16 protein-coding genes are annotated in these 15,711 nt (G+C 54.2%); 9 read left to right on the forward strand and 7 right to left on the reverse strand.

The genetic code is table 11. The features are described from left to right. Positions 1–5 precede the first annotated feature (5 nt). From ACWKXT_RS16425 to ACWKXT_RS16435, 3 genes are all read left to right on the forward strand, one after another. Complete coding sequence (locus ACWKXT_RS16425; protein ID WP_454532923.1) at positions 6–1,028, forward strand: Gfo/Idh/MocA family protein; 1,023 nt, start codon at positions 6–8, stop codon at positions 1,026–1,028. Positions 1,029–1,107: 79 nt separating this feature from the next. Beyond that, a complete protein-coding gene (locus tag ACWKXT_RS16430) occupies positions 1,108–2,655 on the forward strand; it encodes an MFS transporter (RefSeq protein ID WP_454532924.1) in 1,548 nt (515 codons plus the stop codon). 195 nt (positions 2,656–2,850) lie between these two features. Continuing rightward, a complete protein-coding gene (locus tag ACWKXT_RS16435; protein WP_217479383.1) occupies positions 2,851–4,188 on the forward strand; it encodes a hemolysin family protein in 1,338 nt (445 codons plus the stop codon). A gap of 59 nt (positions 4,189–4,247) precedes the next feature. Here ACWKXT_RS16435 and ACWKXT_RS16440 read toward each other — a convergent pair whose 3' ends face one another. The 4 genes from ACWKXT_RS16440 to ACWKXT_RS16455 form a co-directional block, all read right to left on the reverse strand. Then, a complete protein-coding gene (locus ACWKXT_RS16440) occupies positions 4,248–4,655 on the reverse strand; it encodes a hypothetical protein (RefSeq protein ID WP_217479382.1) in 408 nt (135 codons plus the stop codon). Further along, a complete protein-coding gene (locus ACWKXT_RS16445; protein ID WP_454532925.1) occupies positions 4,633–4,974 on the reverse strand; it encodes a polymorphic toxin type 44 domain-containing protein in 342 nt (113 codons plus the stop codon). The genes ACWKXT_RS16440 and ACWKXT_RS16445 overlap by 23 nt, the downstream gene beginning before the upstream one ends. Positions 4,975–5,051: 77 nt before the next feature. Next, positions 5,052–5,537, reverse strand: coding sequence for an Hcp family type VI secretion system effector (locus ACWKXT_RS16450; RefSeq protein WP_336239089.1), 486 nt, complete (start codon positions 5,535–5,537; stop codon positions 5,052–5,054). 249 nt (positions 5,538–5,786) lie between these two features. Then, on the reverse strand, positions 5,787–5,993 hold the full coding sequence (locus ACWKXT_RS16455; RefSeq protein WP_003856054.1) for a DUF1107 domain-containing protein: 207 nt from the start codon (positions 5,991–5,993) through the stop codon (positions 5,787–5,789). A 324-nt stretch (positions 5,994–6,317) separates the two neighbouring features. On the opposite strand from ACWKXT_RS16455, the gene ACWKXT_RS16460 reads away from it, so the two are divergent. Beyond that, positions 6,318–6,875 (forward strand): YtfJ family protein, encoded by a 558-nt coding sequence (locus ACWKXT_RS16460; protein ID WP_454532926.1) that lies wholly within the window; start codon positions 6,318–6,320, stop codon positions 6,873–6,875. Here ACWKXT_RS16460 and cysQ read toward each other — a convergent pair. Continuing rightward, positions 6,869–7,609, reverse strand: coding sequence for a 3'(2'),5'-bisphosphate nucleotidase CysQ (gene cysQ, locus ACWKXT_RS16465; RefSeq protein WP_028015281.1), 741 nt, complete (start codon positions 7,607–7,609; stop codon positions 6,869–6,871). The two genes, ACWKXT_RS16460 and cysQ, sit on opposite strands and share 7 nt — an antisense overlap. A 190-nt stretch (positions 7,610–7,799) precedes the next feature. Between cysQ and ACWKXT_RS16470 the strand changes: the two genes are divergently transcribed. Then, on the forward strand, positions 7,800–9,743 hold the full coding sequence (locus tag ACWKXT_RS16470) for a bifunctional 2',3'-cyclic-nucleotide 2'-phosphodiesterase/3'-nucleotidase (RefSeq protein ID WP_454532927.1): 1,944 nt from the start codon (positions 7,800–7,802) through the stop codon (positions 9,741–9,743). 98 nt (positions 9,744–9,841) lie between these two features. Here ACWKXT_RS16470 and ACWKXT_RS16475 read toward each other — a convergent pair whose 3' ends face one another. Then, positions 9,842–10,228 (reverse strand): winged helix-turn-helix transcriptional regulator, encoded by a 387-nt coding sequence (locus ACWKXT_RS16475; protein WP_454528639.1) that lies wholly within the window; start codon positions 10,226–10,228, stop codon positions 9,842–9,844. An 84-nt stretch (positions 10,229–10,312) separates the two neighbouring features. Here ACWKXT_RS16475 and ACWKXT_RS16480 point away from each other — a divergent pair, with 84 nt between their 5' ends. The 3 genes from ACWKXT_RS16480 (at position 10,313) to ACWKXT_RS16490 (ending at position 13,108) form a co-directional block, all read left to right on the forward strand. Further along, the gene (locus ACWKXT_RS16480) at positions 10,313–11,161 is read left to right on the forward strand and encodes an SDR family oxidoreductase (protein WP_454528638.1); all 849 of its coding nucleotides are present in this window, start codon (positions 10,313–10,315) and stop codon (positions 11,159–11,161) included. 81 nt (positions 11,162–11,242) lie between these two features. Continuing rightward, positions 11,243–12,067 carry an AraC family ligand binding domain-containing protein gene (locus tag ACWKXT_RS16485; RefSeq protein ID WP_454528637.1) on the forward strand — a complete coding sequence of 275 codons (825 nt, stop codon included), beginning with the start codon at positions 11,243–11,245 and terminating at the stop codon, positions 12,065–12,067. Positions 12,068–12,142: 75 nt separating this feature from the next. Continuing rightward, entirely contained in the window at positions 12,143–13,108 is a 966-nt protein-coding gene (locus tag ACWKXT_RS16490) for a DMT family transporter (protein ID WP_454532928.1), read from the forward strand. 37 nt (positions 13,109–13,145) lie between these two features. On the opposite strand, the gene ACWKXT_RS16495 is transcribed toward ACWKXT_RS16490, so the two are convergent. After that, entirely contained in the window at positions 13,146–14,795 is a 1,650-nt protein-coding gene (locus tag ACWKXT_RS16495) for a methyl-accepting chemotaxis protein (protein WP_454532929.1), read from the reverse strand. 245 nt (positions 14,796–15,040) lie between these two features. On the opposite strand from ACWKXT_RS16495, the gene ytfE reads away from it, so the two are divergent. Further along, positions 15,041–15,703 carry an iron-sulfur cluster repair protein YtfE gene (ytfE, locus tag ACWKXT_RS16500; protein WP_454528634.1) on the forward strand — a complete coding sequence of 221 codons (663 nt, stop codon included), beginning with the start codon at positions 15,041–15,043 and terminating at the stop codon, positions 15,701–15,703. Positions 15,704–15,711 lie beyond the last annotated feature (8 nt).

Below are 15,711 nucleotides of genomic sequence, written 5' to 3' on the forward strand. Positions count from 1 at the left end.
TAACCATGACGATCCTGAACACGGCGGTTATCGGCGCCGGAGCCATTCACAGCTGCCATGTGAATGCTTTACGCCAGATCCCCAACGTTGCGCTGCGCGCGCTGGTAGACATCGACAGCGTCAAAGGACTGACGCTGGCGATGGCCTATCAGTGCCGCTTTTATCAGGATTACCGGGAAATGCTGCTGGATGATGCCATCGACGTTGTCCATATCTGCACGCCGCATTTTGAACATAAGCGCATGATCCTGGACGCACTTTCTGCCGGGAAACATGTGTTCTGCGAAAAACCGGTTGGGATGAACTGCAGCGAGCTCGGTGATATCGCCCGCGCCGCTGAGCAGGCTCCGGGCCTGCTTGGCGTGTGCTACCAGAACCGGCTCAACCCCACCAGCCTTCGCATCCGGCAGGCGCTGAGCGATGACGAGCTGGGGAAGATGCTTAGCGTGAAAGCGGTGCTGACGTGGTCACGCTCCGGCGCGTACTACACCGAAAGCCCGTGGCGCGGGCGGCTGGCAACGGAGGGCGGCAGCCTGCTGATCAACCAGGCGATCCACACCCTCGACCTGATGCAGTGGTTCGCCGGCGGCGTGACGCGTCTGAAGGGAGTGGTGGACATCGGAGAGCTGGCAGACGTGACCGAAGGGGAAGACAGCGCGATGGCGACGCTGCACTTTGCCAACGGCGCGCGCGGCCTGTTTTACGCCAGTAACTGCAATACCACGGATTCCCCTCTCTGGCTGGAGATCCACTGCGAACGGGGCTCGCTGCTGTTGAATGACAACGTGCTCTGGCGCATCACCCCAGGCGAGCGTCGCAGGCTGGTCAGCGATGATTCCCCTGACGGCTCGGTTAAAAGCTACTGGGGGCTGGGACATCAACAGGCGATCCGCCGTTTTTATCACGCCATTACTCACCCGGGAGAAACGGATTACACCGATATTCATGCAGCCGGAAAATCACTCACCCTTGTGGAGGCCATTTATCGCTCATCTCAATTAAGACAATGGATAGATATCAATAATTAGAACGTAATGTGTCGTCCAGCAGTAAATAAAAATACGACCTGAACAACAGGTTAATCATTACCCTACACTGGATATAATTATGGTCAAACCAACTGAACGTAGAGTTGGTTATGGCGTAGCGCTTGGCTACGGCGTAACCGATCTGTTTGGCGGAGGCGCTTTCGCCATTATCAGCACCTGGCTGCTATTTTTTTACACCACCTATTGCGGGCTCTCGGTTATTGAAGCCGGTTCAATATTTGCGATTGCCCGCGTCATTGATGCACTCTTAAGCCCGATTATGGGTTATATCACCGATAATTTCGGCGATACCTGGCTGGGACGTAAATTTGGCCGCCGCCGCTTCTTTATATTGCTCAGCTCCCCATTAATGTTTTTGTATGCCCTGCTGTGGCTGACGGATATGGGCTACTGGTATTACCTGGGCACCTATCTCTCGATTGAACTGCTGTCGGCGATGGTGCTGGTTCCGTGGGAGACGCTGGCGGCGGAAATGACAAACCGCTATGAAGAGCGTAGCCGCCTCTCTGGCGTGCGCATGATCTGCTCTCAACTCGGCGGTTTTCTTGCGGTGTCCGTTCCCGGCGTGATTATGCAGTTCACGGGCAAAGACAATCCATTTACCTATACCCTCACCGGGCTGATATTTTCCTGCGTATTCTGCATTGCGGTATTTATTACCTGGTACACCACCTGGGAGGCAAAAGATGTGCCGCAGGAGTCCGATTTTAAAGTAGATACCCAGCGCAGCAGCGGGCTACTTAATCACCTGAAATATCTGGTCCTGGATCTCTTTTCTTCATTCCGTATTCGCGCGTTTCGCCTGCATATCATTATTTATATCTTTTCGTTTACGGCGATGGACGTATTCGGCTCGGTGTTTACCTATTATGTTGTCTATTGCCTGAGCCAGGATGCAGCAGCAGTTTCCGGCTGGCTGAGCATTGCCGCCTTCGCCTCGGTGCCTGGCACGTACGGGTTTATGCTGCTGCTGAACCGGCTAAACGTCACTCCCTCCGCTGCCCTGCGCTTCTCCTACGGTTGTATCTTCTGCGTGCTGGTATTCCTGTTTACGGTCTACCTCACCAAAACGCAGGTACCGACGCTGCTGTTCTCGGCGGTCTTTATCCTGCTGGGGGCCGCCCGCTCCGGCCTCTACTATATTCCGTGGAATATTTACAGCTTCATTCCGGATATCGATGAGATGGTGACGCAGCAGCGCCGCGAAGGGATTTTTGCCGGTGTGATGGTCCTGACCCGCAAAAGCACCGTTGCAATTGCCATCATGATTATCGGCCTGGTGCTGCAGGAGTCCGGCTTCGTGAAGGGCAGCGGCGCACAGCCAGAAAGCGCGCTGGGAGCGATTATCGGCCTGATGATCTTCGCAACGGCCGCCCTGCTGGCGGTGAGTTTCTTCACGACCTACAAGTTTAAGCTCACCCGCGAGACGCATAAGCAACTGCTCAAGGAGATTGCCCGCCGGAAATTGGGCGGAGATTACCGCGACTGCGACGCCAATACCCGCGTGATCATCAAGCAGCTTACGGGATACGAGTATGACCAGGTGTGGGGAGGCGATGCCACACGAAAAACGGTGGGAAGCCCCGGTTTATCTCCCGCGAAATAGCCGCACGCACCGGACAGCGCCCTGCTGTCCGGTCTGTTTTTATGTCAAAATGTGACCTCTGGCAGGTTTACATCTCTTTACGCTATACTACCCGCTGAAATAATCGGCTCAACGCTACGAGCTGACGTTCAATGTGTTTTCACACAAATGGTATCAACTCCCCTTCTGAGGATCTGGCGAGAAGCCGGATAAACTATGTTAAACAGTATTTTAGTAATACTTTGTCTTATTGCCGTCAGTGCATTTTTCTCGATATCGGAGATCTCGCTGGCCGCGTCCCGTAAAATCAAACTTAAGCTGCTTGCCGATGAAGGTAACATCAATGCCACCCGCATTCTGAAAATGCAGGAAAATCCCGGCATGTTCTTTACTGTGGTGCAGATTGGCCTGAATGCCGTTGCCATCCTCGGCGGTATCGTGGGCGATGCAGCGTTTTCCCCGGCGTTTTACAGCCTCTTTGTGAAGTACATGTCCGCTGAACTTGCCGAACAGTTGAGCTTTATCCTCTCCTTCTCGCTGGTGACCGGCCTGTTTATTCTCTTCGCAGACCTGACCCCGAAACGCATCGGTATGATTGCGCCAGAAGCCGTGGCTTTGCGTATCATCAACCCGATGCGCTTCTGTCTGTACGTGTTTCGCCCGCTGGTGTGGTTCTTCAACGGCCTGGCAAACGTGATTTTCCGTATCTTTAAGCTGCCAATGGTGCGTAAAGACGACATCACCTCTGATGACATTTATGCGGTGGTGGAAGCCGGCGCGCTGGCCGGGGTGCTGCGTAAGCAGGAGCACGAGCTGATTGAGAACGTGTTTGAACTGGAATCCCGTACCGTGCCCTCTTCCATGACGGGCCGTGAAAACATTATCTGGTTCGATTTACATGAAGATGAGCAGAGCCTGAAGAACAAAGTGGCGCAGCATCCGCACTCTAAGTTCCTGGTCTGCAATGAGGATATCGACCATATCATCGGTTATGTCGACTCTAAAGATCTGCTGAACCGCGTGCTGGCAAACCAGAGCCTGGCGCTCAACAGCGGCGTGCAGATCCGCAATACCCTGATTGTGCCGGATACCCTGACGCTCTCCGAAGCGCTGGAAAGTTTCAAAACCGCCGGGGAAGACTTCGCGGTGATCATGAACGAATACGCGCTGGTGGTGGGTATTATCACCCTGAACGACGTGATGACCACGCTGATGGGCGACCTGGTTGGCCAGGGGCTGGAAGAGCAGATTGTTCAGCGTGACGAGAACTCATGGCTTATCGACGGCGGTACGCCGATTGACGATGTCATGCGCGTGCTGGATATCGACGAGTTCCCGCAGTCCGGTAATTACGAGACCATCGGCGGCTTTATGATGTTCATGCTGCGTAAAATCCCGAAACGTACCGACTCGGTGAAGTTCTCCGGCTACAAGTTTGAGGTGGTGGATATTGATAACTACCGCATCGACCAGCTGCTGGTGACGCGTATCGACAACAAACCGACCGTACTGGTGCCGAAGCTGCCAGATGCGGAAGAGAAGGTGTCAGGCTAATCCATAAGGGCAGCGACAAGCTGCCCTTTTTGCATCCTTAGAATAATACGCCCACGATTTTAGAAGGGTGACGCCTCAAGATAGATAAAGGTATGACCCGCCACGTTATTAAATTTAAAGATGTCCCCAGCAACCTTGAGATGTATTGCGTTTTCCTCAATGTTGAATTTAACATCTGAAGCGGTAGTCATAAGGAAAGGTTCATAACCATTCCTGACTTCTTTTAAAAAATTCTCATCAGATGATTTTGCAGGGTATAGATAATATTTATACACATTCGAAGTCGTTGCTCCAGCACTGCTTTCAGTTATATATAATGTTGAAAACGGACCAATATTCTCTCTATGAGTAATTCTTTGCTCAAGATAAAAAAAGTTATCAACGACACGCCATAGCCCATATCCAACCAAGGCGATCACTACGACTAAATACAGCCACTTTTTTTTAGAAACCTGAGCGCTGAGCATAATCTATTCCCGCCCTTATCCATGTCTGATCTTTAGGATCGTCGCCATATGAGTCTGGCCCTGGATAATTCATAAAAGCTGGATCGCTGGTTCCCGCTAAAATTTGTGCGAACCCAGCCCCCCGCAATAATATCCCTGGTTTAATGCCTGCGGCAATACCTACCGCTCCATAATGAAAATTCCCGAAATTGTCATACTGTTTTCCTAACAAATTTTTGTAATCCCATGGTCCGTGTCCTCTTACTTGCTTATAAAACCATAAGTAGGTCAATAGCGAAGGCCCATGATGAAACCGAGCAATCATCATGTTTTTTGTCACTGAAACCCCTGACGGTGCGAAAGAAGCGATATCATAAGGTGGATGAGGGGTAACCGTGTTTACTGGATGCCTCATTATTATAACCTTTCGTTCCAGCTATCTGAAAAGAGGATATTTCCATCACAATGCTTCCATGTGATTTTTTCATAGCACATTTCAACGCATTCAAGATGGTTATGTTTCTCCTTCGAGGCATCTTTCGTATCATGCATCACCGGCGAAACACCCACTATCCTTACATTTTCAAGCAGCATGTTATTATATTCTACTTCTTGCCCCGCATCGTTAATACGATACCATTTAAAAACTGCACTTATTAATGTTTGACCTGTACAAACAGCTTTGAACAGATAGGGCGAGGAAGAGTCAAACTCTTTCAGGAAGACAATACTGGAGTGTTTCCTGGAACCTGTTACTTTCCCCGTCAATGGATCAGTAGGAATAGAAACATTATGTGAAAAACCATTAACCTCAATACTGGACTCTCTACCTTGCACATCAACTGCACCTTTGATTAAGGCACCGGCATCATCTTTCAGCCACAAATAAGCAGGAATAGCCATCTCCTGAACTCCCTAACGTAAATGAGATAATCATTGTTCGCCCGTCAGGAGATAGGTCCAACAGAGAATTAGTTCTTTTTTGTTTTACATCAACATGAGGCCACTGAAAAATATTTTTAGAAAATATAAATCAACTAATACCTTACTGGCTGGCAAGCGTTTAGCGTGTGCGAAAATTAAGTTCTCCACAAACATCAACGGCTCCCATCGGGAGCCGTTTTTCTAACTACTTACTGCATAGCACGTTGGTTAAGCCATCTCAGTCTGCAGACGCATAACCTGACGGTTGACTTCGGACATCACAGACAGGTGCTGTTTGTCCTTCACTTTTGGGATAAGGATCTTGCCCTTATCAAACTCAAAAGCGCCAACATCCTTGATGTACAACCGTCCACGGAACAGGATCTTCACGTACTTCGCCACCTGAAGCGGGTTGTAGCGTTGGAAAATTTTCATTCTTGTATCTCCTGCGAATCATACGCTCTTGCGGTGCCACAATCGGCCCGACTGTCCTGAGCGCAAATTTTGATGCCCAATGACTATAGACCAGAACTACGGTGTTACCCAGTGTGCATAAGTTTATTTACCGTTTGATTACAATTATTCAGAATAATCTTTGCAAAGCGTGACTGAGAGCAGTATAAGCCGTCGTTTTTTCATGGATATGTGCGTTCACCCGCAAACTGGCACTGGGATTGCGGGAAAACCACATTGATCGCACTTATGATTAAAAGCGTAAGACCAAGTGGTCGGATCACCTGCAAACAATAAGGAAACGCCATGACCCTACGTAACATCCTTGCAGCAGCCTGTCTGCTACTGCCCCTGTGGGCTTCCGCTCACAACATTGAAAAAGGACAACGTGTACCGCCAGTCGGCATTGCTGACCGGGGAGAATTGATTCTCGACAATGATAAGTTTAGCTATAAAGCCTGGAATAGCGCGCAGCTCGCGGGCAAAGTGAGAGTTGTACAACATATTGCTGGTCGTACATCCGCAAAAGAGAAAAATGCCAGCCTGGTGGAAGCGATCAAGGCCGCAAAATTCCCCCATGACCGTTATCAGACCACCACGATTGTGAATACCGATGACGCCATCCCGGGCTCCGGGATGTTTGTGCGCTCCAGCCTTGAAAGCAATAAAAAGCTCTACCCGTGGTCGCAATTTATCGTCGACAGCAACGGCGTGACGCGGAAGGCCTGGCAGCTTGAAGAAGAGAGCTCGGCAATTATCGTGCTGGACAAGAATGGTCGCGTGCAGTGGGTAAAAGACGGCGCACTGACGCAGGATGAAGTGCAGCAGGTTGTCGCGCTGCTGCACACGTTGCTGTCTCAGTAAAGAGAGACGCGGAAGCCGGGGTTGAGGAATGACTCACGCGGGGTATAGTCCAGCGGCTTGCCCTGCCAGTCATGGACGTGCGCCCCGGCGGCCGCAGCAACGGCATGGCCTGCCGCCGTATCCCAGACGTTGGTTGGCCCAAAGCGCGGATATAGCTGCGCCTGACCTTCCGCCACCAGGCAGAATTTAAGCGATGAGCCAATCGAGGTGGTCTGGTGTTCACCCAGCTGCTGCAGATACTCCTCCAGCTCGCTGTCGCTGTGCGAGCGGCTAATCACCACCAGCGGCGGACGGGCATCGCGCACCTGGATCTGCTTGCGTACGCCGCACTCTTCCTTCCAGGCCTTCCCTTCTGCGGCGCTGTACATCACCTTCATTACCGGCGCGTAGACCACGCCGAGCACCGCTTTGCCCTTCTCAATCAGGGCAATATTGACGGTGAACTCACCGTTGCGCTTGATGAACTCTTTTGTCCCGTCCAGCGGATCGACCAGCCAGTAGCGCTGCCAGTGCTGGCGCTCGTCCCAGCTTTGCGGCGCTTCTTCAGACAGAACGGGAATATCCGGCGTTAAGGCCTGCAGACCCTGCAGGATCACCTTATGCGCCGCGATATCGGCCGCCGTGACCGGGGAGTCGTCCGCCTTGCTGACGACCTCCATCGGTTTTACACCGTCATACACCTGCATGATGGCATCTCCCGCATCCCGTGCGAGCTGACAAATCTTATCTAGCATTTTCCACCTCTTTGTTAACGCAGTGAGGTTAACTCTTTGTTTTAGTTATATCGTAATGTGAACAATTCCGCTATCTGTGAAGCAATTCCGGTTTCAGGTCGCTTTTTTCTGTCAGGATTCACATTTCTGTAAGCAACAAGCGATAGATACATACTCTTTTGTGGTCTGCATCGAAAAAAGGACTCCTCTGATGATTAAGTTTAGTGCAACGCTTCTGGCGACGCTGATTGCAGCGAGCGTACAGGCGGCGACGGTAGATCTGCGTATTCTGGAAACGACCGATCTGCACAGCAATATGATGGACTTCGATTACTACAAAGATACCCCTACGGAAAAATTCGGACTGGTACGCACAGCAAGTTTGATCAACGCCGCGCGCGGCGAAGTCAAAAATAGCGTGCTGGTGGACAACGGCGATCTCATCCAGGGCAGCCCGCTCGGCGATTACATGGCGGCGAAAGGTCTGAAGAAAGGCGAGATCCATCCCGTTTATAAGGCGATGAATACGCTGGACTATGCCGTCGGCAACCTCGGCAACCACGAATTCAACTACGGTCTGAAATACCTGCACGATGCGCTGGCTGGCGCGAAATTCCCGTACGTTAACGCCAATATCATCGACGTTAAGACGCAAAAGCCGCTCTTTACCCCTTACCTGATTAAAGAGACCGAGGTTGTCGATCAGGACGGGAAAAAACAGACGCTGAAAATCGGCTATATCGGCTTCGTACCGCCGCAGATCATGACGTGGGATAAAGCTAATCTTGACGGCAAAGTGACCGTTAATGACATCACCGAAACCGCGCGCAAATACGTGCCGGAGATGCGCGAGAGAGGCGCAGACCTGGTGGTGGTTGTCGCCCACTCGGGTCTTTCCGCCGATCCGTATCAGGCCATGGCGGAGAACTCCGTTTACTACCTGAGCGAAGTCCCGGGCGTTGACGCGATCCTGTTCGGCCACGCTCACGCTGTTTTCCCGGGCAAAGATTTTGCCAGCATTAAAGGGGCGGATATCGAGAAAGGGACGCTCAACGGCGTGCCGTCGGTGATGCCGGGCATGTGGGGCGATCATCTCGGCGTGGTGGATCTGGTGCTGAATAACGACGGCGGCAACTGGAAGGTGACGCAGTCAAAAGCCGAAGCGCGCCCGATTTACGACGCTGCGGCTAAAAAATCGCTGGCAGGTGAAGATAAAAAGCTGGTCGACGTGCTGAAGCATGACCATGACGCCACCCGCGAATTCGTCAGCAAGCCGATCGGCAAATCCGCCGACAACATGTACAGCTTCCTGGCGCTGGTGCAGGACGATCCGACCGTTCAGGTGGTCAACATGGCGCAGAAAGCCTATGCCGAACACTTTGTTCAGGGCGATCCGGATCTGGCAAAACTGCCTGTGCTGTCTGCCGCCGCGCCATTCAAAGTGGGCGGACGCAAGAACGACCCGGCAAGCTATGTTGAGGTCGAAAAAGGCCAGCTGACCTTCCGTAACGCCGCCGATCTCTATCTCTACCCGAATACCCTGGTGGTGGTTAAAGCCACGGGGAAAGAGGTGAAAGAGTGGCTGGAATGCTCCGCCGGACAGTTTAACCAGATCGATCCGAACAGCAGCAAACCACAGTCGCTGATTAACTGGGACGGCTTCCGCACCTACAACTTCGACGTGATCGACGGCGTGAATTACCAGATCGACGTCACCCAACCGGCGAAATATGACGGTGAGTGCCAGGCGATTAACCCGCAGGCGGAGCGCATCAAAAACCTGACCTTCAACGGCAAGGCGATTGACCCGAGTGCCACCTTCCTGGTCGTGACCAATAACTACCGCGCCTACGGCGGCAAGTTTGCCGGAACGGGCGATAGCCATATTGCCTTTGCCTCTCCGGACGAGAACCGCTCGGTGCTGGCGGCGTGGATCGGCGCGGAGTCGAAGAAGGCAGGTGAAATTCATCCGGCGGTGGACAACAACTGGCGTCTTGCGCCAATCCACAGCGATACGAAACTGGATATCCGCTTTGAAACCTCACCATCCGATAAGGCAGCCGCGTTTATTATGGCTAAAGCGCAGTATCCGATGAAAAAGGTGGCGACGGATGATATTGGGTTCGCGATTTATCAGGTGGATTTGAGCAAGTAAAAGCAAAACGGCAACGCACGTTGCCGTTTTTAGTGTTTATTCCCTCTCCCTGTGGGAGAGGGTTAGGGTGAGGGCATCAGACCGCACATTCCCGGCTTTTACGCCGCGCGCTCATCCCGATTCGCCATCACCTTCGGCGTATTGACCTCAATCCAGTCTGCCAGCGCGGCAACTTTCTCGCTCACCTCGATGCCCATCGGCGTCAGGCTATACTCGACGTGCGGCGGCACGACCGGATACGACACGCGATCGACAAAGCCGTCCTGCTCCAGCGCCTGAAGCGACTGAGACAGCATCTTTTCACTCACCCCGCCCATTTTATGGCGCAACTCGCTAAAACGGTGCGTTCCTCCGCGCAGAGCCAGCAGGATCAGTACGCCCCAGCGGCTGGTAACGTGTTTGAGCACCTCCCGTGAAGGGCACTGTTCCGCGAAGAGATTGCCATCGCGCATTTGCTCGCTAAGCGTCGGTATCGTTGTTTTCATACTTACCTTTTTGTACGTACTTACTAAAAGTTAGCTATGGTGATAGTGTGCCACAACACCAGACAAACACGAAGGAGATTTATCATGATCGCGATTACCGGCGCTACCGGCCAGCTTGGCCAACACGTTATTGAAGAACTGCTGAAAACCGTTCCGGCAAACCAGATTGTTGCCATTGTGCGTAACCCGGCGAAAGCTGAAGCGTTAAGCAACCAGGGTATTGTGGTTCGTCAGGCGGATTACACTGATGAGGCCGCCTTTACTGCCGCGCTGAGCGGCGTGGATAAACTGCTGCTCATCTCCTCCAGCGAAGTGGGCCAGCGCGCGGCCCAGCACCAGAACGTCATCAACGCCGCCAAAGCGGCAGGCGTGAAATTTATCGCCTACACCAGCCTGCTGCACGCGGATAAATCACCGCTGGGCCTGCACGTTGAACATGTCGAAACCGAGAAAGCACTGGCAGAATCTGGCGTGCCATACGCCCTGCTGCGCAACGGCTGGTACACCGAAAACTATCTGGCGAGCGCGCCGCCTGCGCTGGAACACGGCGTATTCATTGGTGCCGCAGGCGAAGGCAAAATTGCCTCTGCGACCCGTGCAGATTACGCGGCGGCAGCAGCAAAAGTGATTTCTGAAGACGGTCACGCAGGTAAGGTCTATGAACTGGCTGGCGACCACGGCTGGACATTGAGCGAACTGGCGGCAGAACTGAGCAAGCAGAGCGGTAAACCTGTGGCGTATCAAAACCTGAGCGAAGCGGATTTTGCAGCCGCATTGAAGAGCGTAGGTTTACCTGCCGGGCTGGCTGATATGCTGGCGGACTCCGACGTAGGTGCCTCCAAAGGCGGGCTCTTTGACGACAGCCGTACCCTGAGCAAACTGATCGGCCGCCCGACCACACCGCTGGCGGAAAGCGTCAAAGCCATTCTGTAATTGTTACGGATTGGTTATTTTTTGTGGCATCCCCTCGGGTCATCTCTGATAATGAAGCGATGACCCATGAGGAGGCTCACCGTGCAAGGCGTACCGGAACAGTTTACTGACGAGAGAGACAGCGCGCGCTTTCGCCATCTGGCGCAGCTGCCGGGCCTGGAACTCTATCACGCCCATATCTCTGACTACGCCTTTGAGCCCCACACGCATGAAGCCTTCGGCATCGGTACCATCGAAACCGGCGCCGAACGCTTTCGCTATCGCGGCACACAGCATCTCGCGGCGGAAAACTCCGTTGTCACCATGAACCCGGATGAGATCCACACGGGGGAATCCGCCACCGAAGGCGGCTGGCGCTACCGGATGGTCTACATCGAACCCGATCTTCTGGAAGAGGTGACCGGCCTGCGTCACTGGTGGTTTAGCGACGTAACCCGCTATGACCCGCTGCGCTCGCAGCAAATCGGTCAGCTTATTTACGGCCTGTGGCACACGGACGACCCGTTGGCGCAAAAAAGCTTGCTGCTGGATTTGATTGAGACCTTCCAGCCGCTAGCCCATCACGCGCCGGTGATTCGCGAAGGTGCGCACCGGTTCGAACGCGTGCGCGAGTACCTGCACGACAATTACATGCACGCCATGACGCTGGACGAACTGGCCAATGTCGTCTCGCTCAGCCCGTACCATTTCCAGCGCCAGTTCAAAGCCCACTTTCACGTTACGCCACACCAGATGCTGATGGCGATTCGCCTGTGGCGCGCCAAAGCGTTCCTCACCCACGGTATGCCCGCCGCCGAGGTAGCCGCCGCAACGGGGCTGACCGACCAGTCGCATTTAACCCGCGCCTTCACCCGCCGCTACGGCATTACGCCCGTGCGCTATCAGAAGCAGGTCGCCCGGCGCTAATGCGCAATCTCATACAATACGCGCGCGTTTCACCCTCCTAGACTGAGTGCAGAGTAAATCAATGTGGATGGAAAAATGATTAGCGGCGTGTTGTATGCCCTGCTTGCAGGTCTGATGTGGGGACTGATCTTTGTCGGCCCACTGATCGTGCCGGAATACCCGGCGATATTGCAGTCTACCGGACGTTATCTGGCACTCGGGCTGATTGCCCTTCCTCTGGCATGGCTGGGGCGCACGCGCTTGCGACAGCTCAGCCGTCAGGACTGGGGCACCGCACTGGCGTTGACCATGATGGGCAATCTCATCTATTACGTTTGCCTGGCAAGCGCCATTCAGCGTACCGGTGCGCCGGTGTCGACCATGATTATCGGCACGCTGCCGGTGGTCATCCCCATCTTCGCGAATCTGCTCTATAGCCATCGGGACGGCAAGCTGGCGTGGTCGAAAATGATACCCGCCCTGGCCTGCACCGCCGTGGGGCTGGTGTGCGTCAATATCGCTGAACTGCGCCACGGCCTGGAAGACTTCAGCTTATGGCGTTACGGTTCGGGGATCTTTTTAGCGTTCATCTCTGTCGCGTGCTGGGCCTGGTACGCCCTGCGCAATGCGCGCTGGCTGCGGGAGAACCCGGACAAACATCCGATGATGTGGGCGACGGCGCAGGCGCTGGTTACGCTCCCCGTCTCGTTAGTGGGATATGCCGGTGCATGCATCTGGCTGGGACATCAGCAGCCGGAGTTTGCCCAGCCCTTCGGGCCAAGACCGTGGGTCTTTATTGGCCTGATGGTGGCGATTGCGGTGCTGTGCTCCTGGGTAGGCGCGCTGTGCTGGAACATTGCCAGCCAGAAGCTGCCGACGGTGATTTTAGGGCCGCTGATTGTTTTCGAAACCCTGGCCGGGCTGCTGTACACCTTCCTGATGCGCCAGAGCGTGCCGCCGCTGTTAACGGCCTGTGGGATCGCGCTACTGGTGGTGGGGGTGGTGATGGCGGTAAGAGCGAAGCCGGAAAAACCAAGGATCGTTCCGGCTTCGGAGAGGTGAGCAATGCCCTGCGGCGCTACGCCTGCAGGGCAAGCCTTTAAAACGTTTCCCAGTTCGCTTCAGACGCCGTCGCTGCTGGCTGCGCTTTTGGCGCATAGGTTTTCACCGGCGCCGCTTTGACCGCCTGATTACGCGTTATTTTGAACACCGCCACCGCTTCGTTCAGGCGCGCAGCCTGATCTTCCAGCGCCGCCGCTGCCGCCGCAGACTCCTCCACCAGCGAGGCGTTCTGCTGAGTGACGCGGTCCATCTCCGCTACCGCCTGGCCCACCTGATCGATACCGCGGCTCTGTTCATCAGAGGCCGAGGCAATTTCGCCCATGATGTCGGTGACGCGGGTGACCGCATTGACGATCTCCGCCATCGTCTCCCCGGCTTCGTTAACCAGCTGGGAGCCCGCGTTCACGCGCTCGCCGGAATCATCGATCAGCGCTTTGATCTCTTTCGCCGCCTGGGCGCTGCGCTGTGCGAGAGTGCGAACTTCCCCTGCCACCACCGCAAAGCCACGGCCCTGTTCGCCCGCGCGCGCCGCTTCCACCGCCGCGTTCAGTGCCAGAATGTTGGTCTGGAAGGCAATACCGTCGATCACGTTAGTAATTTGCGCGATTTTGCTGGAGCTGGTGGCGATCTCGTCCATGGTTCGCACGACGCCTTCCACCACGTTACCGCCCTTCTTCGCGGTTGAGGAGGCATCCAGCGCCAGGCGAGAAGCCTGACGCGCGTTATCGGCGTTCTGCTTCACGGTGGCGGTCAGCTGTTCCATGCTGGCGGCGGTCTCTTCCAGAGACGCGGCCTGCTGTTCGGTACGGGAAGAGAGATCGTTGCTGCCCGCAGAGATTTCACCCGCGCCGGTATAGATAGTGTCTGCGCCTTCACGCACCACGCCAACCGTGTTGGCCAGCGAGGTTTGCATCTCCTGAACGTTGCGCGCCAGGATCGCCATTTCGTTTTTGCCTTCAGCCTGAATCGGCTGGGTTAAATCCCCTGCCGCGATGGCGCGGATATGGTTGATCACCTCCTCCAGCGGCAGCAGCAGCACGCGGCGCATGGCGATCCAGCTGGAGAGAATTACCGCAATGACGAGAATCATGACGGCAGAAAGGATCCACAGGATGCGCTTGTAGTCGCTTTCGTTATCCTGAATGCCTTTACTGGTGAGCGCAGCCTGCGCCTCACGCCACTCGCGATATACCTTTTGCATTGCCGTCTGCTTCTGTTCGGCATTCTGTTTGAACATATCTTCCAGGTTGCCCTGGCCCAGCAGAACGTTCATTTGCGCCAACGTGGCGGAGTAGATGCGGTACTGCTCTTCAAGCCGATCGGCCAGGTTCTCATCCAGACCCGGGGTATTCGGCAGGGCGTAGTATTTGTCGTAATGGACCTGCGCATTAGCCAGCAGGTTTTTCGCGGTGTTAACCAGCTCGTTCAGCTGTCCGCCGTTAATCTGAGAGGCCATGCTGCTTTGCAGACGCAGCATCCCGCGGTTTAGCGTGACGCGCGCCTGGTTCAGGCTGATCCACGCGTCGGTAAATTCCGCCACGTTCTGGCTGGAAAGCTGCGACACGGTGAAGTTGTCTTTGTCGTTATTCAGCGCGTTGATAAAGATACCCGCGGAAATCACTTGCATGATGCCGAGCACAAGCAGCACCGAAATAAGAAGAGTTATGACTTTTATACGTTTAAACATGCGTCGCCTTTGTTATATGCAGGTTTGTCTGACGTGTATCTATCGGCATGCGCGGCGGGTTGTTTACTGTTTCTCCACCTTTAAAAACTTTCTAAACCACTTTCTTATGTCCATTCAGGGAGTTAAATGGAACATTTTTTTTGTGATCAGCGTCGCACTTTTCCCCTTCCCTCTAAAGGGTTATAGCGCCGCCATAAAGATGCATTTAATATGCATCTTATATTCTTGATGACGAGGTAACTGCTATGGCCTTTCGCGACCAACCCCTGGGCGAGCTGGCGCTCTCCATCCCTCGCGCTTCTGCGCTGTTCCGTAAATACGACATGGATTACTGCTGCGGCGGTAAACAAACGCTGGCGCGAGCGGCCTCGCGTAAAGAGCTGGACGTGGAGGTTATAGAAGCGGAGCTGGCACTTCTGGCCGAACAGCCTGTCGACAAAGACTGGCGCACCGCCCCGCTCGCTGAAATCATCGACCATATCATCGTACGTTACCACGACCGCCACCGTGAGCAGCTACCTGAGCTGATCCTGCAGGCGACCAAAGTTGAGCGCGTTCACGCTGATAAATCCTCCGTACCGCGCGGTCTGGCAAAATACCTGACCATGCTGCACGAAGAGCTTTCCAGCCACATGATGAAAGAAGAGCAGATCCTCTTCCCGATGATCAAACAGGGAATGGGCAGCCAGGCGATGGGGCCTATCAGCGTGATGGAAAGTGAACATGACGACGCCGGCGAACTGCTGGAAGTCATCAAACATACCACCCACAACGTCACACCGCCGCCAGAGGCGTGCACCACCTGGAAAGCGATGTACAACGGCATCAACGAGATGATCGACGACCTGATGGAGCACATCAGTCTTGAGAATAACGTTCTGTTCCCGCGAGCATTGGCTGGGGAATAAAAAAGGCC

This window comes from Enterobacter sp. UPMP701, from assembly GCF_053709515.1.